Annotated in this window: 26 protein-coding genes, 2 tRNA genes and 2 rRNA genes; 18 read left to right on the plus strand and 12 right to left on the minus strand. The window is 40.1% G+C overall.

Going from position 1 to position 23,453, the window contains the following annotated elements; all coding sequences use genetic code 11:
- Positions 1–34: 34 nt before the first annotated feature.
- The 7 genes from AB1467_05310 to AB1467_05340 all read right to left on the minus strand — a co-directional run bounded on the left by AB1467_05310 (position 35) and on the right by AB1467_05340 (position 5,720).
- Positions 35–937: a hypothetical protein gene (locus AB1467_05310; GenBank protein ID MEW6295680.1), complete on the minus strand. Its 903-nt coding sequence runs from the start codon at positions 935–937 to the stop codon at positions 35–37.
- Positions 918–1,343, minus strand: coding sequence for a hypothetical protein (locus AB1467_05315; protein MEW6295681.1), 426 nt, complete (start codon positions 1,341–1,343; stop codon positions 918–920). The genes AB1467_05310 and AB1467_05315 overlap by 20 nt, the downstream gene beginning before the upstream one ends.
- Entirely contained in the window at positions 1,340–1,846 is a 507-nt protein-coding gene (locus AB1467_05320) for a hypothetical protein (protein ID MEW6295682.1), read from the minus strand. Before AB1467_05320 ends, AB1467_05315 begins: the two co-directional genes overlap by 4 nt.
- Complete coding sequence (locus tag AB1467_05325) at positions 1,833–2,240, minus strand: hypothetical protein (GenBank protein MEW6295683.1); 408 nt, start codon at positions 2,238–2,240, stop codon at positions 1,833–1,835. The genes AB1467_05320 and AB1467_05325 overlap by 14 nt, the downstream gene beginning before the upstream one ends.
- On the minus strand, positions 2,237–4,630 hold the full coding sequence (locus AB1467_05330) for a hypothetical protein (protein MEW6295684.1): 2,394 nt from the start codon (positions 4,628–4,630) through the stop codon (positions 2,237–2,239). The genes AB1467_05325 and AB1467_05330 overlap by 4 nt, the downstream gene beginning before the upstream one ends.
- A 94-nt stretch (positions 4,631–4,724) precedes the next feature.
- Positions 4,725–4,967, minus strand: coding sequence for a hypothetical protein (locus AB1467_05335; GenBank protein MEW6295685.1), 243 nt, complete (start codon positions 4,965–4,967; stop codon positions 4,725–4,727).
- 24 nt (positions 4,968–4,991) lie between these two features.
- A complete protein-coding gene (locus AB1467_05340) occupies positions 4,992–5,720 on the minus strand; it encodes an ATPase domain-containing protein (protein ID MEW6295686.1) in 729 nt (242 codons plus the stop codon).
- 75 nt (positions 5,721–5,795) lie between these two features.
- Between AB1467_05340 and AB1467_05345 the strand changes: the two genes are divergently transcribed.
- The gene (locus tag AB1467_05345) at positions 5,796–6,431 is read left to right on the plus strand and encodes a hypothetical protein (GenBank protein ID MEW6295687.1); all 636 of its coding nucleotides are present in this window, start codon (positions 5,796–5,798) and stop codon (positions 6,429–6,431) included.
- An 11-nt stretch (positions 6,432–6,442) separates the two neighbouring features.
- On the opposite strand, the gene AB1467_05350 is transcribed toward AB1467_05345, so the two are convergent.
- Positions 6,443–7,156 (minus strand): ATPase domain-containing protein, encoded by a 714-nt coding sequence (locus AB1467_05350; protein MEW6295688.1) that lies wholly within the window; start codon positions 7,154–7,156, stop codon positions 6,443–6,445.
- Positions 7,157–7,520: 364 nt separating this feature from the next.
- Between AB1467_05350 and AB1467_05355 the strand changes: the two genes are divergently transcribed.
- The 3 genes from AB1467_05355 to AB1467_05365 all read left to right on the plus strand — a co-directional run bounded on the left by AB1467_05355 (position 7,521) and on the right by AB1467_05365 (position 9,060).
- Positions 7,521–7,784 (plus strand): hypothetical protein, encoded by a 264-nt coding sequence (locus AB1467_05355; GenBank protein ID MEW6295689.1) that lies wholly within the window; start codon positions 7,521–7,523, stop codon positions 7,782–7,784.
- Positions 7,785–7,885: 101 nt separating this feature from the next.
- On the plus strand, positions 7,886–8,083 hold the full coding sequence (locus AB1467_05360; protein MEW6295690.1) for a hypothetical protein: 198 nt from the start codon (positions 7,886–7,888) through the stop codon (positions 8,081–8,083).
- Positions 8,084–8,115: 32 nt separating this feature from the next.
- Positions 8,116–9,060 carry a hypothetical protein gene (locus AB1467_05365; GenBank protein MEW6295691.1) on the plus strand — a complete coding sequence of 315 codons (945 nt, stop codon included), beginning with the start codon at positions 8,116–8,118 and terminating at the stop codon, positions 9,058–9,060.
- A gap of 20 nt (positions 9,061–9,080) precedes the next feature.
- Here the strand turns inward: AB1467_05365 and AB1467_05370 are convergent, their stop codons facing one another.
- From AB1467_05370 to rpl40e, 4 genes are read right to left on the minus strand one after another with little or no spacing between them, the layout of a single operon-like run.
- Positions 9,081–9,731 carry a protein-L-isoaspartate(D-aspartate) O-methyltransferase gene (locus AB1467_05370; GenBank protein ID MEW6295692.1) on the minus strand — a complete coding sequence of 217 codons (651 nt, stop codon included), beginning with the start codon at positions 9,729–9,731 and terminating at the stop codon, positions 9,081–9,083.
- Positions 9,728–10,660, minus strand: coding sequence for a helix-turn-helix domain-containing protein (locus tag AB1467_05375; protein MEW6295693.1), 933 nt, complete (start codon positions 10,658–10,660; stop codon positions 9,728–9,730). The genes AB1467_05370 and AB1467_05375 overlap by 4 nt, the downstream gene beginning before the upstream one ends.
- A gap of 26 nt (positions 10,661–10,686) precedes the next feature.
- The gene (locus AB1467_05380; GenBank protein ID MEW6295694.1) at positions 10,687–11,508 is read right to left on the minus strand and encodes a UbiA family prenyltransferase; all 822 of its coding nucleotides are present in this window, start codon (positions 11,506–11,508) and stop codon (positions 10,687–10,689) included.
- Between the two features lie 6 nt (positions 11,509–11,514).
- Entirely contained in the window at positions 11,515–11,679 is a 165-nt protein-coding gene (rpl40e, locus tag AB1467_05385; GenBank protein ID MEW6295695.1) for a 50S ribosomal protein L40e, read from the minus strand.
- Between the two features lie 104 nt (positions 11,680–11,783).
- On the opposite strand from rpl40e, the gene AB1467_05390 reads away from it, so the two are divergent.
- The 14 genes from AB1467_05390 (at position 11,784) to AB1467_05455 (ending at position 23,451) form a co-directional block, all read left to right on the plus strand.
- Positions 11,784–12,040 (plus strand) — tRNA-Glu (locus AB1467_05390).
- Positions 12,041–12,042: 2 nt separating this feature from the next.
- On the plus strand, positions 12,043–12,579 hold the full coding sequence (locus tag AB1467_05395; GenBank protein ID MEW6295696.1) for a hypothetical protein: 537 nt from the start codon (positions 12,043–12,045) through the stop codon (positions 12,577–12,579).
- 104 nt (positions 12,580–12,683) lie between these two features.
- Positions 12,684–12,815 (plus strand): hypothetical protein, encoded by a 132-nt coding sequence (locus tag AB1467_05400; GenBank protein ID MEW6295697.1) that lies wholly within the window; start codon positions 12,684–12,686, stop codon positions 12,813–12,815.
- A gap of 77 nt (positions 12,816–12,892) precedes the next feature.
- A complete protein-coding gene (locus tag AB1467_05405; GenBank protein MEW6295698.1) occupies positions 12,893–13,045 on the plus strand; it encodes a hypothetical protein in 153 nt (50 codons plus the stop codon).
- A gap of 361 nt (positions 13,046–13,406) precedes the next feature.
- Positions 13,407–14,899: ribosomal RNA gene (locus AB1467_05410) — 16S ribosomal RNA — on the plus strand.
- A 250-nt stretch (positions 14,900–15,149) separates the two neighbouring features.
- Positions 15,150–15,223: transfer RNA gene (locus AB1467_05415), tRNA-Ala, on the plus strand.
- A 377-nt stretch (positions 15,224–15,600) separates the two neighbouring features.
- Positions 15,601–18,674: ribosomal RNA gene (locus AB1467_05420) — 23S ribosomal RNA — on the plus strand.
- Together the 16S and 23S rRNA genes with 1 tRNA gene alongside form the textbook arrangement of a ribosomal RNA operon.
- A gap of 79 nt (positions 18,675–18,753) precedes the next feature.
- Complete coding sequence (locus tag AB1467_05425; protein ID MEW6295699.1) at positions 18,754–19,101, plus strand: hypothetical protein; 348 nt, start codon at positions 18,754–18,756, stop codon at positions 19,099–19,101.
- A gap of 58 nt (positions 19,102–19,159) precedes the next feature.
- Positions 19,160–20,152: an aspartate carbamoyltransferase gene (pyrB, locus tag AB1467_05430; protein ID MEW6295700.1), complete on the plus strand. Its 993-nt coding sequence runs from the start codon at positions 19,160–19,162 to the stop codon at positions 20,150–20,152.
- A complete protein-coding gene (locus AB1467_05435; GenBank protein MEW6295701.1) occupies positions 20,149–20,643 on the plus strand; it encodes an aspartate carbamoyltransferase regulatory subunit in 495 nt (164 codons plus the stop codon). The genes pyrB and AB1467_05435 overlap by 4 nt, the downstream gene beginning before the upstream one ends.
- 71 nt (positions 20,644–20,714) lie before the next feature.
- Positions 20,715–21,062 carry a hypothetical protein gene (locus tag AB1467_05440; GenBank protein ID MEW6295702.1) on the plus strand — a complete coding sequence of 116 codons (348 nt, stop codon included), beginning with the start codon at positions 20,715–20,717 and terminating at the stop codon, positions 21,060–21,062.
- Positions 21,031–21,651 (plus strand): nucleotidyltransferase domain-containing protein, encoded by a 621-nt coding sequence (locus AB1467_05445; GenBank protein MEW6295703.1) that lies wholly within the window; start codon positions 21,031–21,033, stop codon positions 21,649–21,651. The genes AB1467_05440 and AB1467_05445 overlap by 32 nt, the downstream gene beginning before the upstream one ends.
- Before the next feature lies 1 nt (position 21,652).
- Positions 21,653–22,579, plus strand: coding sequence for a dihydroorotate dehydrogenase (locus AB1467_05450; protein MEW6295704.1), 927 nt, complete (start codon positions 21,653–21,655; stop codon positions 22,577–22,579).
- A complete protein-coding gene (locus tag AB1467_05455) occupies positions 22,510–23,451 on the plus strand; it encodes an amidohydrolase family protein (protein ID MEW6295705.1) in 942 nt (313 codons plus the stop codon). Before AB1467_05450 ends, AB1467_05455 begins: the two co-directional genes overlap by 70 nt.
- Positions 23,452–23,453 lie beyond the last annotated feature (2 nt).

Raw genomic sequence — 23,453 nt, forward strand, 5'->3', positions numbered from 1 at the left:
TCAGCTCTTGAAAAAATAGGTGTGAGGACCTTTATTAACCTTTCCCTAATTCAATGAAAGAAAAATTGTTTACATCCAATTGCCTGTAATTAATTGTGCCGTTATAGTAGTAAGAAAAATCATTGTTTGAAACAAAAGGAATTAATGCGCCCAAATACAAAGAAGCCTTAGAAGAAGGAGTATCAATGTCCTCCAGCAATTTGAATGACTTCTGCCTTCCGTCAATCAAGCCCAAATGAATTTCAAGCACGTCATCAGGGCTTGCAGAAAAATAAATCTTATAAGAATTATCCAGAGCAGAATCAATTTTCCCGCTCACCCAAACAGTATTGCTTGAATTAAGGTCATAATAATACAAATTCACTGAAATATCGCCGCCTGCATTCCAAGTCCACGGAATGACTTTTATGGAAGAAGAATTTACTGAAACATTAATGTCATAGCTTAAGACATTAGTGCTGCCTGTGCTGGAGTAAAAGGACACAACTGCATCAGAATAACTGCTGTTAGGAGAATAATTATAGTCATACTCCAATCCGTTCGAGAAAACCAATTCAGTTTTACCGTCAGCCAAATCATTCAAATCCAATGAAAGGAAAGCATTCTGCTGTAAGGCATAAGAAGAATTAATGAAATCAGAGTAATTTAAGAGGGCCTCCTGCTTGTTCAAATCAGAAGGAAGAACATCAAAAAATTTTAGTTGAATGAATTCAGTATTTCTATCAGCTTCAATCCCTGTTCCAAGCATTGAATTAAGATCTGAAGAAATATCATCTGCAACAAAGCCTGCCTTATCTATAATGCTCTGCCCTGCAATTGTTTCATCAAATGATTTTTCAGAATTAAAATAAAACTGCGAAAAAACAATAAGCAAGGAAAACAGCACTAAAACACTGAAAGAAAGCAGATATCCTTTACTATTCCCTGTTCCAGGCATTTACCTCACCCCAATAAAAGTTTGCATCATTACCCTCCAGCACAACAAAACTCCTCTTAATTGAAGTTAATTCAGAGTATTTAGCAGGGCAGCCACTCTTTCTTACTGAAAGGACTGGAGTACTGCTTGCAGGAGAAAAGACCTTCAATTGAAAACACAAGTTGTTTGGTGTTTTATTCAGAATCCTTCTCAATTCAATTGTCTTATTATCTTTCACAGCGCTCTCCAATTCACCTGATTTCTCAAGCACTGCACCCAAATCAAATGAAGCCTCCTTCAGTTTCAGTGAAACAAAAGAAGAGCTCTCAGGGAAAGAAAAATAATAGGATATGGCAGCAAAGAAAATGAAAGCAAGGCTCAAGGCAATAACTGCATCAAGCGAAATTGCAAATCCTTTCCCTTTCACTTGAAGGCCTCCATCTTCACCCTAACAATTGAGCCGTCATAAAAAGCAAACCTCTCAATTACAATGCTTTGGCTTTCACTTGAAGGGCTCAATCCAAATTCCTTTATAATAAGACCATTAAAATCATAAACCACGAAATGCATCCCGTAATTGTTCAAGCCAAGCAATGCCTTCACTTCAGGATAAGAAGAAGAATTTAAGTCCACCATTCTCTGCACTTTCTCCTTGCTTAAATAATTCTTGCTTTCTGCAAGGCCAAGAGAATTCACATCAGCGAGCGAGGAAAGATTCTGCCAGTTTGAGGGATTGCCTGAGCTCCAGAGCAGTTGCTGTAATGCATTGACTGCAAGAAAATATCTTTCATTGAAGGAATTCCTCCTTTCAATCTTCTGGCTTGTACTCAAAGAAACATTCAGGAACAAGAGAAGGATTAACAGGAATACAATTACAGCAAAGATTAATTCAACAGAAAAAATCTGGCCTTTTGAATTAAGAGTCCTCAATTAATACTCCCCCGGAAAATTTTCTTACCTTAAAATTCTTTCCAGTTGAATTGCTTGAGGTTCCAACAGAAACATTTTTTGTGGTGAGGGGAACTGAAACGTAATTGGTCCTGTAATGCATTTCCACTGAACCATTAGAAACAGCGAAATTGAAGTCAGGCTCAAGGAATACAGTTGTAGAAGAATTAAAATCAGAAGAATTAATCCTATCAATAACTGAAGCCAAGGCAAAGGCATTCCTTTTTGCCTTTAATGCCTCTTTAGAGTAAAATGAAACCTCGTTCTGCCCCAAGTAAACAGCAAAAGCAAAACCAAACAAAAAAAATATAACAACCAGCACAATAATGAACTCAACAGAAATCTGGGCATTCAAATCCATAAATCTCACATTCAAGGAGCGTAATTCACTTCAACTCCTACAGCATCAAGCCTCCAAGAACTATCAAGAGAAGAAACAATAGAGTAAAGGCCTCCAATCTTCAAGTTGCTGAAGTCAGCCCAAGTCCAGCTGCCCCCTCCAGGCCTCGCAGAAGTAACATCAATTTTCTCAACCAGCAAAGGGTCTGAATCCATGAAATCTACAGGAGTATTGGAATTATTGTATGTTTTTGCAGTAAGGTCATTGTAATTTGTGAGGCCGTAAGTTAATGCAACAGAGTCATCAATTAATCCGCTCTGAGAAAGGGCTGTAGCATTCACGTCATTCAGGAAAGCAGTAGCGCTTCCGCTTCCAGTGAAGCTTGCCCTGTACCTCAAATACCTTGCATTCCAGTCAACTGTAATTGGAGAAGCAGGGTTCTCTGCGCTCCATGCATTCCAGTCAACTGCATTATTTGAAAGCTGGTATGCCAAGGTAAGAGTCTGGCCGTTTAAGGTTGAATTAAATTCAAGAGTCTTAATTGTTTTCATGGAACTAAAATCAAGAGTGCTTGAAACATAATTCCCGCTTGAAGCATAGCCCCTGTAATAAGTCCTCATCAAGGCATCTGTATTAGGTTGCTGTGTTGTCTGCTGGTAGGCAGTTCCATTGGCATAAGGATTAGTGTTGTTTGCATTCCAACGATAATAATTGTTTGTGCTCCCCATTGACCCAGTTGACAGAACAATATAATAAGTTGAGCCAACAGTAACATTCACTGGAGCAGAAAAGTTTGCGTCAATCCAAGTATAAGCCGTTGGAATTAACCAATCAATTGTAGCGCTCGCAATGTCTGCGCCTGTAAGAGTTGAACGCAGGCTTACAAGCAAGACTGGTGGGCGCCCATATCTTCTAAGATTCAAGCTTACACCAGTAATGTTATTTACGGTTGGCCTAAAAGACTGGCCAGCCCATGCTTGAGTAGTGCGGCGAGCAATATATAATTGAGTATTGCCAGAGGTTACGGTAATAACATCAATTCTAGGAATTTGTTTCAGGGCAACCTCCCCTCCTGAATTATTTGTTATTTCAGTATTGGTGTTTGTTCCGTCAGAGAAATCTGCAACACTTGTTTCAATTATAGAGCTTTGAGCTGTTGTAAGAGGAATTTCATGGCTCCAGTAAAGAGAAACAGAATTTATTGTGCCGCTCAAGCCAGAGAAATCAAAATTCCTTCCGCCAAGAGAATTATTCGCTTGAGTTGATTCGTCAAAAACATTGTCCGGAGCACTAATTACCTTTGCTGTGGAGTTACAGTTCAACCAATCACAGAAAGAAAGAGCCCATCTCATAGCAGTTGTGGGGAGAGAAACAGGAACCGTAATAGAAAGAGAAATTGAAGTGTCATTTCCTGCGCCGTCAGACAAGGCAATGCTGCCTGAATAAATTCCGCTTGAAGCTCCTGCAGGGACTAAAACAGTAATTAATTTGCTTTGGCAGGACTGAGCTGAAAGAGGCGAAATTGAAGTAATTGATTCAACCCAAGAGCCTGGCGCTCCAGCTGAAGGAGTGAAAGAAACATTTGCCATAACGGAATCTGAGGTATTGCATACAGTGAAGGTTTTAGTGCTTGAACTGCCAGCAGAAATTGTGTCAGTAAAATAATTCGGTACTACAACTAAATAAGACTGGGGGCCTCCTTGAACCAATACTTCTGCATTCAAAGGCACACTCAGATTTTCTGTAGTTGAACCATAAGTGCCAATAATATTTAGTGTGCCGACATAATTGCCCACTGCACTCGAGGAAGCCGTAAAATTCAAATCAACTATTTTGCTTTGATTTAGAGCAAGAATGAAAGAAGAATCACTCAAGGAAAGAGTGACAGCAGTATTGTTCCAGTCCTTTGAAAGGGAGAAATTAATGCTGCTTTTCCCAAGGTTTGTAATTGTAATGCTCTCAGTCTTTGTTGTACTTTGAAGCATTTGAGTGTAAATGGACTGAACGCTCAACTGAATTGAAGTGCTTCCAATTCTTACAAAGTTTTCTGCTGAAGTCACCCAAAGCCAGTGGCCTCCAGGCTCTGTTGGAAGGCTCCCGTAAACATCCACATCGGTTGAAGCAAAAATGTCAGAGCCAGAAACATTAAAGTTTATTGTCCTATTAGAAATAAGGGTCTTGCTTGGGTCAATGCCATTAGGAATCCTGATAAAAACAAGCTTTTTTGCTCCTGGGCCTTGAGAGTAAACATCTTTTACTGCCTGAGCCAATTCATTCACTGAAGTCAAAGCGTCATCCTTTTCTCTCTGGGAATTCAATCCAATAATGTTGTTGTTCGCGAGAGCAATAATTGAAAGAAGCGCAATCAGGGATACAGCAAAAATTATTATTAACTCAATTGAGCTCTGGCCTCTCATTTTAACCAACAAAAAAAATCATTCCATTATAATTAGGGGAAAGTGCTTAATAATTTTATTCACTGAAAGAAGAATACAAAGAAAAAAAATGAAAGAAAAAGAATTACATTGCCCTCAGCATTGCAGAAAGCCTTGATTGAGCCCAAAAGATTGCTGCAACACATAAAACAGAAACAAAGTAATACTTGAATGCACTAAAACTGTCTCCGTGCAATTGGGTTATAAGGCCTTCAATGAAAGCAGTGACAGCAAGAGAGGTCATTACAATTGCAATTATTATGACAAAAACAATCTTTGCCTGCTGGCTTTTCACAGAAGAAAAAGAAACAATTCCACTAGCAGCCAAATCCTTCACCCCCCTTTATTTTCATTAGAATACTTCCACATCAGCATAAATTTTAATTCCATCCTGCTCAAATGTAATAGCACACAATTTGTTTGTATGCCTTGTGCCCCTCATTTTGAGGATTTCCATGCTGTGCACTCTCACGTCCTTCTGCTCTTTCTTTTCATAGTAAAGGGAAATAACAGCATCGGCAAGAAAGCCAACAGAGCCTCGCTCAGACTCTGCTTCCTGTGGGGTCATCTCAGAAATCACAATTGAAGTGCAACCCCATTTCCTGAGCATGTCAAAGAAAGCAAGAATTGACTCCCTTTGCTGGTACTCGTCCTTGAACAAAAGAGAATAAGCAGTAATTGAATCAATCACCAGTCTTTTGGCATTAATTGCCTTTATTGCATCCCTTATAGGGCCACCGCCCTGCTCCAACAGCTTTCCGACTTGATGAGGCTTATACTCCAGAACAGAAAACAATTTCTTTTTCTCTAACTCCTCGAAATTCCAGCCGTACTCTTCATTATGCCTGTACAAGGAGTCCTTTGATTCTTCAAAGCTTATCAGGATTCCGGCCTCATTATAATTTTTTGCTCCATAATACAAGAACTGCAATCCAAAAGTAGTCTTTCCAGTTCCAGCACTGCCTGTAACCAATATTACCGAACCTTTCTCGAATCCTCCTTCAATCAATTCATCCAAACCAAAAATTCCTGTTGAAACCCTTTCAATTGACTCCTTCTTCTTATTTAATTCCCCTTCCATAAAACCACAAAAAAAACTTGAATTTTAATTAATTAAGAGAAAGGTTAATATTAATCTTTTGCCTAATCTAAGGATATGACCATAAAAGAATACCTTCAATCAAAACAGAACATTGTGCTCATAATACCAAACGAAAGATATCCTGATGCAGTAATTTCAATTGCAAAAGAACTCCTTTCACTGGAAGGAGACTTTCTTTACGTCAGCATAAACAAGCCCTGCCAAGACATACTTAAACAATTGGACAAAAGGCAGACAGAGAAGTTCTACTGCGTTGACTGCATAAGCAGGAGCTTTTCTCCTTCCCAGGCAACAAAAATAGAACAAGAAAAAATAGCGCAAAGATTCTACTTCATAGACAACCCTCACTCCCTCACGCAATTAGGCCTGGGAATAACAAAAATGCTTGAAAACAAGAAAATAAAACAAATGCTGTTCGATTCAATTTCAACCCTCCTGATCTACAATGAAGAAAAAGAGGTCATGAAATTCATTCATCATGTAATGAGCAAGGTAAGGGAGACAGAATGCAGGGCAGTATTCACTTCACTCAAAGAAGACGTGAGCTCAATGCTCGTAAAAGAAATAACACTCTTCGCAGACGCAATAATAGAATACAAAGAAACAGAGAAAAGAAAATTTGGCGGCCCAGAAATAAAAGATACTCAGACAAAAAAGAAAATGGAAGACTTCGAAGAAATAAAACTGTAAAAAAAAGAGAATTAAAGGTTGATTCCTTCCCAAGGGATTTCTTCCTTGGGCCTGATTGTAATTCCTTTATCATTTATTTCGAACGGGTGAGGGCTCATTGACTGCTGGGTGCCCCTCATTTTTCTCACGAAAATAGACCTGTGAGGCGGATGAAAATAAAGCACTATAACACCATCACACACGAATTCCTCCACTCCAAAGGCACTGAAGGTGTTCTTGTCCCCTTTTGTCTCTGTTGTAAGAACTGTAGTGCAATCCAATTTCTTCAACCCATCAGTAAACATGAATAAAGTCTTCCTCATTGCAGCTGAGCCCTTAATCCACATTGCAAGAGCAGTAGTAGAATCTATTACAAGCCTTTGGGCTCCAATCCTTTCAACGTACTCGGTGATAATATTCAGTTCCTCCATTACCTCATCCTCTATATTCTCTGCCTCTTTTTCAGCCAAATTCAATTTATAGATTTTAAACAAATTCCTGTCCTGCAATCTTTTAATGTCCCACCTGAAATTCTCCATGTCCCAAGTAATATTCTTCAAATTGGTTTCCAAGGTAACATACAATCCCGACTCATTCAGTTTTGCTGCTCCATAATACAAGAACTGCAAGGTAAAAATTGTCTTTCCTGTTCCAGAGCCACCTGAGATAAGAATTGAGGAGCCCTTAGGCAAGCCTCCCTCAATCAATTCATCCAAACCATCAATACCTGACGGAATCCTCTTCATGCCCCACACCAAACCAATTATTTAATTATTTTTAATTAATGCCATAAAAAATACAGTAAAATAATTAATAAACCTTGCAGTCAAAAAAAGAGGAAAAAGAAAAAAAACCAGTCAGGTCGCCCATCTCTCACCATCTTCCCTTCGGAATCTGAGTCATCGTCGTTCTTCATCCCGGCAAAATAACTATGTAAAGAAAAAAATTAAAAGAAAGAAGTTTGCTTAGCGCAAGAGAAAAGCTTAAAAATAACTTAATGCCAATAAATAACTGCCTTTAAAACTTTTTCTCCGGGAAAAGTTTTATCAAAAAAAACTTTTAAAAAAAGTTTTATCAAAAACCAGCAGAAAAAATTTGGGGTGATGTAAAGTGAAATTCAAATACTGTCCTTCCTGCGGTTCAATGCAGTTGAAGTACAACGGCCAAAGCCTTGTGTGCACTAAATGCAATTATGCAGGCCAAATGAAAGAAGATGCAATGGACAAAATCAACGCCTTTGTAACGAGCGTGAAAAGGGGTAACAGCTCTCAGGTAATGGTGGAGAGAACGCCAAGGGAATTCGGGCAACAGATAATTCCAGTAAAAGAGAAATTAAAAAAGTTTTCTGGTTCAGAGGACTTCGAGATACTCTAAAAAAAGAGGAAAAAGAAATCACCTTGAAAGCGCTCTGAACAACTATTTTTATTAATTGGTTCAATAATTAAATTATTAAATCAAGTTCGTAAGGTGAAACCATGGGAATAGGAATAGACGAAAAATACATTAAATTAAGCAGGCAGAAAGACAAGTTCAGGAAAAAGGATGAACCGGAAAAAGAATTCTCCTGCCTGAACTGCGGGAAGGTCCTCACAAACAAGGGAAATTATTTGTATTACAGGCGCTTCTGCTCAGAGCAATGCCTTGAAGAATACAAGAACACAGCAGGAATTTAATCCAGTTTTCTACTTAAAAATTGGGGTCGTAAATGAGCGAAAAAAAGAGAAGGTCAAGAGAACGCACGAGAAAGGAACTGCTTCTCTACTATAAGAGCAAATACCCAGAAATAATTCCCGACCTTGTTTCAGGCTCAAGAATGTTCCCCCCAGAAATAAAAAAGATATTAAAGAAACCAGCCAAGGAAATGAGCTTCGAAGAAAAAGTAAAAGAAATAAGAAAAATAGAACCAAACAAAGAAAAAGTAGAAAATTACATCAAGGAATACTACAAACTTAGGATAGAAGCACTCAAAAAAATAGCCCCACACAGCAAAGGGCGCCTGGAAAATTTTGATGTTAAAATTGAGAAGAAAGATGGAAGATATGTTGTCAGGAAAAAAAGAGATATGCAAAAAATTGCTCAAATTTTAGAGCCGAGAATTGAATCAGGCATTCTGCTCAAGCACATTCACGACAAAAAAACAAGCACTGGCGATTACTTCACAGATTTATACGGTGCACTAGTAGCAGATATAAGAAATATAAAAGAAATTATAACAGAAAGAGAAAAAGGCCTGCCAAGAAAAAGAGGCTTAGAAGAAATAAGGAAAATAGCTGAAAAGGTAAAAGTGCAAAGCGAAGGACAACTCACCGGAAAAGAAAAAAAATTGTTGGGTGAATATGAAACAGCTAATAAAAGCGGGAAGAAAATCCCTGAAAGTGAGATGAGCAAAATAAATGAAGTGCTTAGAAAAAAAGAAAAGCTGGAAAAAATAGGTTTAACACGAGAAGAAATGGAGAGATATGCCGCCTATAGAATACGAGAAAGTGAGGCAAAAAAGGGTTGGGTGACAGCTGAAAAATTAAGGAAAAGACTCCGGCGCAAAAGAAGAATCTTTTTGAGTGATAAAGATAGTATTATCAGAAGAATTCAAACAACCTCTTTTTTGCAGCCAAAAAATTTAAGGCACACTAGAAAACTTAGAATGCACTAAAAGACAATTTACTGCAATTTTCACGTTTTCTTCAAAGGCACGAAAACAAAGTATCCTGGCAAAGGAATTATCTTCCTGATCTTGCCTTTGGATTTATCTATTACCTGCATTTGCTGGCTCCAATGGTCTCCAACAGGGGCAACAATTTTTCCGCCTTCACTTAACTGCTCAACCAAAGCTTCAGGCACATCGCCTGCTGCAGCGCTCAAGAGAATCCTGTCAAAAGGCATTCTTTCACTTAAACCTTTAGTGCCGTCACCCAAGAAAAGCTCTGCATTCCTGCAGCCCTGCAGTTTCAGGTTCTCTTTTGCCTGCTCAAACAATTCCTTCACCAACTCAATTCCAAAAACCTTTCCTTTAGGCCCAACAATCTCTGAGAGCAGAGCACATACATAGCCTGAGCCAGAGCCAACCTCAAGCACCTTCATTCCCTCTCCTGCATCAAGCAATTCAAGCATTACAGCAATAGTGTAAGGCTGGCTTATTGTCTGATTGAATCCAATAGGGAAAGCGTTATCAGAGTAAGCGTATTCAGTTAAATGAGAAGGCATGAAGAGCTCTCTCTTCACTTTAAGGAAAGCTTTTTCAATCAAAAGAGACTTTATTACATCAGATTCTTTGAGGTAGCGCACTAAATTATTTCTCTTCAACTCAAATTCTCTTTCATTCATTTCTTCTCCCTTCTCTTTATTTCTGCAAGCAATTCATTAATCCTGCTGTAAGAATCCAATTCTTCCTCCTGAATTACTGGAGTACCTGAAATCCTTTCAATCTTGTATTTTTTTGTAATTATAAGGGAATGGGAATCAAAGACAGCCTTTGCCTTCTCTAACACCAAAGCCTTCTTCTTTAATTCCTGCTTCTCTTTTCCCTTGTCTATTAAAAGAAATTCCTTTTTCGAGCCCACAGCCCTAAAAGGCGAATGCTGAAGCTCAAAAACATCCAAGCCTAAATAGTGAATCTTCTCAATTGATTCGTCCTTAGGCATTGAATCAAAAGGCATTCTCTTCTCGCGCTCCAACTGGTCCTGAAAGAAAGAGTCAAGGAGATTCTTTTCCAAAACAAGGTCTACGCCCAAAGCCTTCTCCAGCTTCCTTGCAGTCCCAATGCTTGTCGAATGCCCGTGCTCGAACCTGTACAAAGACTCCTTTGTAATTCCAACTTTTCTAGCCAATTCCTCAAGGGACAAATCCTCTTTCGCCCTGCCCTCCCTTAATTTATTGTAATCCAATTCAACAATTGTTTTGCCCTTGAAATGCCTTACAGAAGGAGCAAAAGAATCCAGAACAGAAGAAAAAGTATTAAAGGACATTACAGGAATAGAATGCCTTTCATAAATTTCTCCCTTCTTTAATTCGCCTAATCTTGTTTTCTCTCCAATAACCAAAGCCATTGCATTAAATGTTTTGCCCAGCTTTAAAAGCTCCAAAGCCTGCTCTGGCCTTACGGCATCAATATTGGAGTAAACCTTCACAATCAAAGTGAAATTGTTCCTTTTGGCAATCAAATCAAAACAGGAATTGTAATCAAAAAAGCTGTTCACAGTAAAGCCTTTCCCGTTAAGAAAAGACACTAACTTGAATAAAACTACTTCCCTCATACAAAAAATTGTGCTCAAACAAAAATTTAAATCAATGCGACAAGAAAGGCGATCATTCCAGCCAGCATTCCAAGCTTGGAGTAAAGCTGAGAGCTCCTGAATTCTTTTTCCAGGAGAAGCCTGAAAGCCCAGACAAACAAAAGAAAGGAAGCAACCATCAAAAAGAAGTAATAAAAATTAAAGAAAATCCCGGCAACAAAAGGATAAAAGCCTACAGCAACAGCAAGCAAATACAAGAACAAAGCAAAGAAAGCCAGAGGCCTCAATGAGAAAAATGAACCTAAAGAAGTCTTTAATCCTCTGTCTCCCTTCAAGTCCTCCAAGTCCTTTGTTATCTCCCTGCCTAAATTGGCAAGGAAAGCAGAAATAGCCAGAATTACAGGCAGGCAAAGGCTTTCACCTAAAAGGCCCCCGTAAATTATAGTGAAAGCAACACTGAAAGCAATCACATAATTTCCTATGAACTTAAATCTTCCAAGGAAAGCAGAATAAAAAATCAAGAGCAAAGCAAAAAACACTGCAAGCCAGAAATGCAATGAACCAATAAAATAAGAAAAGCCAATTCCAACCAAAAACAAAGCAATAGAATAAACCAATGAATTAAAGTAGCCTACTGCCTTCCTTGGAAGAGGCCTGTGCCTCTTAATTATCCTGTCGATTTCAACATCAAAAAAGTCATTTATTGCCTGGCCTCCAGCACACACAAAGAACACAGCAAGCATTGAATACAGCAAAGGCAAGTCAAAATAAAAAGAATTCATTGAAAGGCTGAAACCCAAGAATGCTCCAAAAGCCGCAATCAGGCAATTAAAAGGCCTTATGATTTTAATATAATCCCTTAAGCTCATAAAGCATTACACTTTCTTTACAGCCTTCCTCTTCAACCTCAATTTCTTGGAATTGCATTTCCTGCACTTGGAAGGCCTCTTTCCGGGAGTAGCCCTGTTCTTTGCATTGCACCTCATGCAAATCCACACATTGCTGTAAAGCCTTGAATCCGCCTGCTCAAACCTTGCCATTACATCACCTGACAGAAAAACAAAAAACGATTACAATCAAATTAAATAATTATTCCCCCCCAAATATTAAAAAACCAGTTGTAAAACACTGGGAAAGGCTTTATGCTCCGATAGTGTAGCCGGCCAAAAAATCAAGAAATTATTATTTTTGGTTTTGCCGATAGCACTCAGGCCTTTCACCCTAAGCCTTTTCTTTTTCCCGAAAAAGAAAAGTCTACGGTCTATCCAAAAGAAAAAGGGTTTGCTTCAGGCAAATTTATTATGGTTTTTTTCTTTTGGGGCAACTTACCACTTTTCTTTTTTTCTAAAAAAGAAAAGGGGCAGTAAGCCTGTAACCCGGGTTCAAATCCCGGTCGGAGCATTATGAAAAAAAGAGTTCCTGCTCTTGTAGAAAAAAAACTGGCTTTTTTTGAGAGAGAAAAATTGCATTTGAGCCGTATAGGAAAATCAAGGTTAAGTAGGTTAAGGGGAAAAACACCAAAAAATCAAATTCAGGAAACATTAAATACATTAAAAAGAATTGTTGAATTGGACAAGAAATTTTTGGAAAAGCATGATATAAGCACTTCCCCTGAATTGTATCCTCTTGACTGGGCTTTTATAGAGAAAGGGAAAAAATTTATTTATCATTATGGAAAACAGGCTCCGGAAAAGGCAAGGCAGTATTTAGGATTATTAATTGAATTCCAAAAAAACTGTTTGCTCATAAAGAAAATCATTGAGAAAAAGCATTTTGTGTTAGGGGGCTTAACCCTGGAAGAGATTGCAGTCAAGACAGCAAGAAAAGGATACAGGGGTGAGCAGATAAAAAGAATTTTACTTCAATCAAAAACTCGCGAAGAAGTGCTGAAAGCTTTTGGAGTGCAAGACCCTTGGTGCGAGCAAGGACCGCACGGCTAATTCAATTTAAGAAAAAGCCCAGTTCCATTTAAATTCTTTTTCAGTCAATTTTATGTAATTAATTGAATTTAAAATTTTTTTGATTGATTTTTTCAGGTGGTTTTTTGGGCACGAGAAGCAAGGACTCCAGCAGGTTCAAGAAAACGCGAGCCAGAGAGAGATGGAAGTGGAAGAAAAAGAAAATGAGAAGAGAAAAAAGAAAGAAAAAATACCTGAAAGACAGGGCGACAACATAAAGACAAAATTGCGAAATTCTGATTAAAAAAAAGCAAAGCTTAAAAGCCCTGGAGTCCTTATATTATAGGGAATTGGCTTGAAGGGAAGGAAGCTTCACGGTTTCTTTGACAGGCCTTACTGGCACGAGAGAAAGGCAGGCACGAAATCAGGCTTCATAAGGCAAAAGCTCATAATGAAGAAGATGCCTTCAAAGATATTTGAAGACCACGAAAACGCGATAGATTTTTAAATACAAAAACACATAATTATTATTACTATAAATTTAATAGAACAATAAAACCTTTCTCTGATAGGCTGATTGGGTTTTATTGGAGTTCAATGCGTTTCACAAGAGGAATTGCTTCTTAATTCCGATGACAGAAGGCATTCACCCAACTGAATGGCTTCGATGCACAGACAACGAAAGAATTATGCGTTAGCATCAAGATTAAATTCTGATTCAAGTTTATTGAATCAATTCAATTAACTCAAAAAAAAAAAATTTTTGAATTTTTTTAGGAAAAAAAAGGATTATGAGCTAATTGAGGCAAAGGAAAAAAAAAATTAACCAATTCCGATTTCAGCCAAGCTAAAAGGACGAAATATAATTGATACCAGCTGATCCTGCTGGCGGATACTGCTATTGAAATTCGACTCAAACATGCAAGTCTTACAGTCCTAGCCATGAAGGACTGTGGCGAACGGCTCAGTAACACGTAGCTAACCTGCCTTCAAGAAGAGCAAAACCCGGGAAACTGGGCATAATGCACTACAGGCAACTGACACTGGAAGGTTCTATTGCTTAAAGGGATTATTCCTCATGCTGGAATAACTCGCTTGAAGATGGGGCTGCGGTGGATTAGGCTGTTGGCGGGGTAAATGCCCACCAAACCAAAGATCCATACGGGCCTTGGGAGAGGTCGCCCGGAGAAGGAAACTGAGAAAAGGTTCCTAGCCCTACGGGGTGCAGCAGTTGCGAATTCTTTACAATGCGCGAAAGCGTGATAAGGGGATTTCAAGTGCTGTCACTGACAGCTTTTATGAAGCCAAAAAAGCTTCATGAATAAGCGGGGGGTAAGATACGTGCCAGCCGCCGCGGTAATACGTACCCCGCAAGTGGTGTCCATTTATATTGGGCCTAAAGAGTTTGTAGCCTGCCTGAAAAGTTTTTGGTGAAATCATTGAGCTCAACTCAATGAAGTGCCAAAAATACTTTCAGGCTCGAGGCCGGAAGAAGTCAAGGGAATTCCTGAGGTAGGAGTGAAATCTAAAGATCTCAGGAGGACCACCAGTAGCGAAGGCGCTTGACTAGTACGGACCTGACGGTGAGAAACGAAAGCTGGGGGAGCGACCCGGATTAGATACCCGGTTAGTCCCAGCCGTAAACGATGCGGACTAGGTGTCCCGATAACTACAAGTTATAGGGGTGCCGAAGGGAAGCCATTAAGTCTGCCGCCTGGGAAGTACGACCGCAAGGTTGAAACTTAATGGAATTGGCGGGGGCGCACTACAAGGGGTGGATGCTGCGGTTCAATTGGATACAACGCCAGATAACTCACCAGGGGCGACAGCAGAATGATGGTCAGTCCGAAGGGCTTACCTGACACGCTGAGAGGTGTTGTATGGTCATCGTCAGCTCGTACTATGAAGCGTCCTGTCAACTCAGGCAACGGGCGAGACCCACATTCTTAGTTGCAATCTTTCTGGTTTCAGGGAGAGCACTCTAAGAAAACTGCAAGGGTAACCTTGAGGAAGGGGTGGGCAACGGTAGATCTGTATGGCCCGAATCTCCTGGGCAACACGCGGCATACAATGGTTGAGACAATGGGCTCCAAACCCGAAAGGGCAAGGCAATCTCCTAAACTCAACCTCAGTTCGGATCGAGGTCTGTAACTCGGCCTCGTGAAAATGGAATCCCCAGTAATCGGAAGTCATAATCTTCCGGTGAATAAGTCCCTGCGCCTTGCACACACCGCCCATCAAGCCAGCTGAGTAGAGTTTGGATGAGCTGTAGTCTTAAAGATTAAAACGATTCCCAGTTCTGCAAAGCGGGCTAAGTTGTAACAAGGTGTCCGTAGGGGAACCTGCGGACGGATCACCTCCTTCAATATCAGAACCTACGGTTCCGATACCTCCCTTAGGGCGGATCAGATACCTCCCTTACGAGAGGTTCAAATACCTCCCTTGTGGGGGTATCGGCCTAGGTTCAAAAATTTTTCTTTTGCTTCAAGCTCTTAATAATCCTTTTTTTAAATTACAAAAAATTAAATAAAAATAATTGGAAATTAATTGGCCTGCGCTCTGCAAAAAAAAAGAGGGCATGGACTAATTGAATTGAGTGCAACAGTTTGATTGGGCTCATAGCTCAGCTTGGTAGAGCGCCTCGTTTGCACCGAGGAGGCCAGGGGTTCGAATCCCCTTGAGTCCATATCAGAACCTGCGGTTCCGATACCTCCCTATAAGGCGGTTCCAGTACCTCCCTTAAATTAGGGAGAATTAATTTGAAATTCGAACAAGAAAAAGAATTAAAGCAGAAAAACAATTTTAAGATATCATGTTCATCAAAAACTTTTTAAAAAAAAGTTTTATCAAAAATTGGTGAAGCACTTCAAGAGCTATTTCTTGAGGGAAGCAATCGTTCAAAACTGAATGAGGAAGGCGCTATAATTCCGAGCGAAAGCGAGGAAGCACTACCGACGCAAAGCAAAGTAGTAAATTGCGAAGCAAATACTACCGAGCGAATGCGAAGGTAGTATACTGGCGTCAACCGACAGTGGCGGTTGATGCATTGGCAAGTCTAACAGGTTTAGAGTTCTGTAAGCCGCATAGTGGATAACTAGGCTTAAGTGCTGAAGAAGGGCGTGGCAAGCTGCGATAAGCCCTGGCGAGACGCATGCAGTCGCTTGAACCAGGGATGCCTGAATTTCTCGCGCGAAAGCGTGAGAGGGAACGCAGGGAACTGAAACATCTTAGTACCTGCAGTAAAAGAAAACAATCGTGATGCTGTAATTAGGGTCGACCGAAAACAGCGCAGTTCAAACTGAATTCTGCAGAGCAATCTGCAGGAGATGTGGTGTGAGGCAAGTACTTCCCTGAAATTGAATTGAAGTCTGCTGGAATGCAGTGCCATAGAGAGCAAGAGCCTCGTAAGTGTAAATGGAAAGGGAAGATTCTTGCATTTCGAGAGTATCATGCATTGGATATTGCGTGAAAAGACTTGGGGCCATTGACCCCAAAAACTAAATACAACTTAAGTCCGATAGCAAACTAGTACCGTGAGGGAAAGTTGAAAAGCACCCTTAACAGGGGGTTAAAAGCGCTTGAAACTATGCGGTCACAGGAAGACATGGCCTTAAAGAATAGAGGGCCTCCAAAGCAATCAATTGAAAGATTGAAAGCGAGAAGGCCTGATCAGGGTCATGTCGTTCGTCATGAATCACGAGCGAGGGAATTTTAATGCGTGGCAAGACTAAGAGCTTAAAGCTTGAAGTCGCAGGGAAACCAATTCAACGCAATTCGCAAGAACTAGGTTGAAAGTTCGTAAGAGCTTGAGTCACGCGTTACAGACCCGAAGCCGTGCGATCTACTCCTTGGCAAGATGAAGTCATTCTACAGAATGATGGAGGTCTGCAACCGATTCTAGTCTATCTGTTCGGGTGACCTGGGAGTAGGAGTAAAATGCCAGTCGAGCACGGCAATAGCGGGCACCTCCCGAATTAGCCCTCAGGCTAGCCTGGCCGGAGAAAGACAGCGGGGTAGAGATACTGATTAGAAAGTACTGGTTCGAAAGTTCCAGCTTTCTTGTCAAACTCCCAATCTGCTGTCATCGTAGATGGCTGGAGTAGGGGTTGAAGGGTAAGCCTTTAATCCAAGAAGGGAACAACTTGAACTGTGGTTAAGGCCCATAAATGCTGGTTGAGTGTGAATCGCAAAAAGCATCTTCTTCCTAAGACAGTGTGGAGGTTGGCTTAGAAGCAGCCATCCTTTAAAGAAAGCGTAACAGCTCACACACCCAACGGGAAAAGGTCTTGAAAATAAACCGGGCTAAACCAGCTGCCGATACCATAGGACTTTTTTCGAAAGAAGAAAGATTCAGTAGGGAAGGTATTGTGGTAGAGTAGAAGCAAGTTTGAGAAGACTTGTGGATCTTCCATGAAAACGGATCCTCGCGCTAGTAATAACAATAGAGGAATGAGAATTTCCTCCGCCGAAAGGGCAAGGGTTCCTTAGCGCTAATCTTTAGCTAAGGGTAAGTCGGTCCTAAGGCCGCTCTCAATAAGAAGTGGCCAAAAGGGAAATCAGTTCATATTCTGATACCGCACGAATACGATTTGGCGACAATAGCCTGTTTTCTGACACTTCGAGCTAAGCCGAACATTCTCGTCTGAATGTTTAACTGGAATAAATCTTCGGAGTATTATAATAATGAGAAGGAGATTAAATCCAAGAATAGCTGCAAAGCTTGGCCTAGGCTTGGAGTCAATGAAAAAGGAAACAGGAAGAATTTTGTGCGACCGTACCAAGAACTGAGAAAAGTGCCCCTGGCTGAGAAGGCCAAGGCGTTACAGGAGTAATCAAACTAAGGGAACTCGGCAAACTAGCCCTGTATCTTCGGTATAAAGGGTGCCTGCAGTTATTTTTAATTGCAGGTTGCAATGACAAAGGGAGTCCGACTGTTTAATAAAAACACATGTCCCAGCCAGCCAGCAATGGTGTGTATTGGGGCTGACTTCTGCTCACTGCCAGTACGTTAAACTTTTTTCCAAGAAAGCTAAGCGCTGGTGAAGAGCGGGCCTAACTCTGAGGCTCTCACGGTAGCGTAATACCTTGCCGGTTGATTGCCGGCTTGCACCAAGGAAGTAACGAGATTCCCGCTGTCCCTAGTTTGAGCCTGATGAACTCACTACGTGGTGAATATGCCACGGATCTCCAATGGGAAGAGAAGACCCCACAGCGGTTTACTACAGTCTGATGCTGTTGTATGGTTTTTGATGTCCAGAGTAGATGGTAGCCTTAGAAGCAATTTCGTCAGGAGTTGTGGAGGCAAAAATGGAACACCATCCTTTGAAAACTATGCATCTAACTCGAAAGAGGACAACATTAGATGGGTAGTTGGACTGGGGTGGTACACCCCTGAAAAGATATCAGGGGTGTCCAAAGGTGTGCTCAGGAGAGACAGAAATTCTCCGTAGAGGACAAGACCAAAAGCACGCTTAACCGTGTTCCGCACAGCAAGGAACGCGGGTTCGAAAGAAGGGTCTAGCGAGCACTAGTGTCCTTATTAATGGGGGCCTAGTCTGACAGTGAACTGATCTTGGGGGTAATTGAGTGGTCGCGGGTGAGAGTTCACAAACTTTTTCTTTTTAGCAAAAAGAAAAACTTTACTAAAAGAAAAAAATTGTTAGAAAGAAAAAGTTGAATTAATCGACCCCGCGGTTTGCGACCTCGCCGTCGTCTCAAGATATCCTGGCCGTGCATAAGCGGCCAAGGGTGCAGGTGTTAACTGATTAAAATCTTACGTTAGTTGGGTTGAGAACGGTGCGAGCCAGTTTGGATCCTATCTATTGGGGATGCGGATTGCTTGAGGGGAAGATCCAGTAAGTACGAGAGGAACGCTGGGTCCTGGCCACTGGTATACCAGTTGTCTGACAAGGCACTGCTGGGTAGCTACGCCGGAACTTATAAGAGCTGAAAGCATCTAAGCTCGAAGAAGTCCCTGAAAAGAAGCAATCACCCGCGAAACCTTTTGGCCTCCGGGTCAAAGGACGTTAGCGGTAAGAGTACTCCTAGAAGAGGAGCTTGATAGAGCAGGGATGTACGCGAGAAGCTTTGGCAACTCGCTCAGTCCACTGCCACTAAAAACTCGAGAGAACTCTATTCCTGGACTTAATGCCAATGCGTCAAACGAATTTTTTAAATTACTTTAAAATTCTTTTTGATCTAATTTTATTGGTTCGAATGGAAATCAAGCTCATAAAAAAGAGTGAAGGCATTACAAGAACAATTAATAAAAATTATGGTGTAACTAATTTTTTGACAAAAGAATTAAGCAAAAATTTGAGTGTTGCGCTAAGCAATGCAGTAAAGCATTGTGAAAAAACAAAAAACACGCGCAGCGACAGAGCATACTATATCTTAAAAGGAAAATTGACTGTAAGAAAAGGCAATAAAAAATTTATGGCAAAAAAAGGGGAACTAATTTTCATTCCAAAAAACACTGAATACACATTTGAAGGAACATTCAAGGCAATTCTAATTAATTCTCCAGCTTTCAGACCACAAGACGAAAAAACAAAATATCCTTAAGGTATACATAACCTCCTTTCATTTTTTAAACATTTTTGTATCCAATTGTTTTTTTGAAATGAAAGACGCAAAATTAAGCCGAAAATTTCAAAAAAAAGCTGATTCTCTTATTCCTCTTAATTCAAATTTTTCTTTAAAGGACTGCATTTCAATAAAAGACTTCCCAAAAGAAGACATTCTGTTCGTGCTCCAGAAAGCAAAAGAATTAGAAGAAATGCCAAAAGAGAAGAAGGCTTTGCTCCTAAAAGGAAAGACTATTGCTTCACTCTTCTTTGAGCCGAGCACCAGGACAAGGCTTTCCTTTGAAACAGCAGTGCAAGAATTGGGGGGCAGGGTAATTGGATTCCAGGAAGCAGGAGTTACCTCCACAAAAAAAGGAGAAAGCTTTTCTGATTCAATAAGAGTGATAAGCAATTACTGCGACTTGATTGTGGTAAGGCATCCATTGAGCGGCACAGCAAGGAGGGCAGCAGAGCTTTCTTCCAAACCAGTAATAAATGCAGGAGATGGAAGCAACCAGCATCCAACACAGACCCTGTTAGACTTGTACACCATACAAAAATTCCTTGGAAGAATTGACGGCCTTAACATAGGCTTTGCCGGAGACCTGAAGTACGGAAGGACTGTTCATTCGCTTGCATTCGCCTTAATGCACTTCAACTGCAACCAATTCTATATTTCACCAGAATCATTAAAGATGCCTTCTCACTTGATTGAAGAAGTAAAAGAGAAAAGCTCTGTGAGGGAATGCAGTGAAATAGAATCCTGCCTTCCCGAATTGGACGTACTTTATGTTACAAGAATCCAGAAGGAAAGGTTTTCTGACGAAACAGAATACAACAGGGTGAAAGACTCCTATATTATCACAAAAGAATTCCTTGAGAAGAACAAAGCAAAAAAAGAATTGAAGATAATGCACCCCCTGCCGAGGGTGAACGAGATTTCCACGAATGTAGACGGAACAGAGCACGCCATTTATTTCCAGCAGACTGCATCAGGAATTCCAGTAAGGGAAGCATTACTATGGATTTTAAGCGAGGCGAAGAAATGAACACAGAAAAAGATGCAAAGCGAGAGAAAAAAATCCAGCAGTTGAAGATGAGGGTAACCCCAATTGGAAATGGAACTGCATTGGACCACATCCCTTCAGGGCACGGCCTGAGGATAATTGAATTATTGGGCTTCGAGAAAGACAAGGGAGCAGCCTTGGCAATAAACACTGAAAGCAGGAAGCTGGGAAGAAAAGACCTAGTGCTATTGGAGGACAGGTTCCTTACTGAAAAAGAATTGGAGAAAGTGAAACTGCTTGCAAGAAATTCAACGCACAACGTAATAGAAAACTACAAGGTAGCAAAAAAAGAGGTTTTGGGCTTACCAGAAAAAGTGGAGGACATCATTAAATGCATTAACCCTAACTGCATCACAAACCACGAGAGCATTCCAACCAAATTCATTATAACAAAAAAAGAGCCGCTTGAAGCAACATGCTATTACTGCGAGACAGCAATGGAAGAAGAAGAAATAATGAAAGCAATAAAATGAATCCGTTCAAATTAACGGAAAAGGCTTAAAATTGTTTGTTTTCCGTTATTATTAACGGAAAGGTTTTTGAAATGAAAAAAGAGTATATCAGTGCAACAAAAGAGTTTGCAAGGCTTGCCTTAAATTCAAATGAATCAGCCGTAGTAATACAGAACGCCCACAAGGCAGTAGAGTTCGCTTTGTCTGTTTATGCAATAGAAAAAAGGCTTGCTTTGCCAAGAGACCATTGGCAGTCAAAGGATCTTTCCTATAAAATAAGCACAGAGTTTGGCAAGAACTTTGCTGAATTGCTCAGAATGTATTTAGGGGCCTACAGGCTTGAAAACGGCAAAAACGCAAAGAAGGCAAAAGAATTAATGATTAAAATGTTAAAAGAGTTGGAAATCTATGTTAGGCAGACTTTCCTCGCTGACAAATAGACTTGCGGGAATTCCTGAGATTTATGCTATAATATTATATGGCTCTTACGCAAAAAAGGCTCAAGGAAAAAAAAGCGACATAGACTTACTGATAATCGCCGAAAAAAGCAATGAAAAATTAAAGAAGAAAATAAACGAGATAATTGAAAACCAGAAAATTGGAAGAAAAGTAGTTCAAACTGTTATAACAGAAAAGGAATTAAGCAAAAGCCCCTACTATTTATTTGATGTTCTTAGAGATGGCATTGTTCTTTACAAAAACCCCAAAGCATTAATTAAACTTCCATTGGCATTAAAGGAACAAGCCGTAACAGTCTATTCTTTTACTCTTTCAAAAATGAGCCACAAGAATAGGGCAAGAATAAACAGGGAATTATACGGCGAAAAATCAAGAAAAAAAATAGGAAAAAAATATAAACTTTACAAATATTTAGGAGTCATAGAAAAAGTAAAAGGAATTAAATTAGGGAAAGGAAGCATTCTAACCCCAAGCAAAGCAGAAAAAGAAATAGAAAAACTATTCAAAAAATATAAGTTGAAGTACGAAAAAATTCACTTGATAGAAATAGAAAAAGAAAGGGTTGAATGAAATGCTTGAAACACAATTTTTGGGTGTAAATTTCAGTAATCCTACTGTGCTGGCTTCAGGAATTCTATTCAACTTGAATGCCCAAACAATGATTGAAGTAATTGAAGTGAATGGCGCTGGGGCAGTCACAACAAAAAGCTTTTCCTTGAAGCCAAGAGAAGGGCACAAGCATCCTGTAATGCAGAAATTTGATGCAGGATTCATCAATGCTGTCGGGCTGAAGAATCCTGGAATGGAAGAAATGATAAAAGAAATAAAGGAATTCAAAAAGAAATGCAGTGCACCAATAATTGCAAGCGTTTTCGCTGAAAGAATTTCAGATTTCGGGGAAATAGTGGAGAAGACAAGCGAGGCAGAGCCTGAATTCATTGAATTGAATATCTCCTGCCCTAACGTGGAAGAAGAATTCGGTAAGCCTTTCGCGTGCAGCAGGGAAAGCGCAGTAAAAGTAACAGAAACAGCAAAAGACAAAACTAAAATACCATTAATAGTGAAGCTTTCCCCTAACGTGGAAGACATTACAGCAATAGGAAAGGCAGTAGAGGAAGCAGGTGCAGACGCAGTAAATGCAATTAATACTGTTGGCCCAGGAATGCTTATTGACTTGAAGCAAAAAAAGCCAGTTCTTACAAACAAGTTTGGGGGCGTGAGCGGAAAAGCAATAAAGCCTGTAATGATCGCAAGCGTCTGGAAATTATACGAAAAAATCAATATTCCAATCCTTGCAACAGGCGGAATTACAACAGGAGAAGACGCAGTAGAAGCATTAATGGCCGGAGCGCAATTAATTGGGGTAGGATCAGCATTATACTACAGGGGAAACAACGCCTTCAAATTAATCTGCAGTGAAATGCAGGAATGGATGAAAGAAAACAATTATTCGAACATAAAAGAATTAGTGGGAATCGCGCACGAGGCAAAAAAATGAGCCTGCTCATAAAAAACGCAAAAATTTTTTTAAATGGAAAACTGATTCAAAAAAATCTTTTTCTTGAAGGCGGAAAAATTTCTGGGATTACATCAAAAGAAATGCTTGCAGAGGAAACAATTGACGCGAAAGGAAAAATAATACTGCCTGGGGCAATAGACTGCCACGTGCACTTCAGGGAGCCAGGAATGACACACAAGGGAGACTGGAGCACAGAAAGCAGAGCGGCAGCATGTGGAGGGATTACCACAGTAATAGAAATGCCTAATACTATTCCTGCAACAAGCACGATTGAGGCACTGAAAGAAAAAAAAGAAATTGCGGGAAAGAAGGCCTACTGCAATTACGGAATACACTTCGGGGCAGAAAAAGAGAACTTGAGCGAAATAGAAAAAGCGCAAGGCATTGCCTCAATAAAAGTTTTCATGGGAGCAAGCACAGGAAACCTTCTAATTAAAGACACTGCAACACTGGAAAAAGTGTTTTTGAAAGCAAAAGAAAAAAACAAGATTGTAACCCTGCACGCAGAAGAAGAGCAGATTATAAAGGAAAATGCAGAGAAGGCGAAAGAGAAAGGCTGGAATTCAGTAAAATACCACAACAAAATTAGGAGCAGTGAAGCAGAAGTGAAAGCAATAAAGAAAGCACTTGAAATTCAACAGAAAATTGGAAACAAAATGCATTTCTGCCATGTGAGCACTGCAGCCGGGATTAAAGAAATTGAAAAAGCAAAGAAGGAAGGCAAGGGGAAGATAAGCTGTGAGGTTTCACCGCATCATTTGTTTTTGTATGAAGGGAATTTAAGGCAATTAAAGAATTACGGAAAAATGAATCCCCCTTTAAGGGAAAAAAAGGATTGCTCTGCCCTATGAAA

The sequence above is a fragment of the Candidatus Diapherotrites archaeon genome, from assembly GCA_040755695.1.
Classification (GTDB): Archaea; Iainarchaeota; Iainarchaeia; order Iainarchaeales; family 1-14-0-10-31-34; genus JBFMAK01.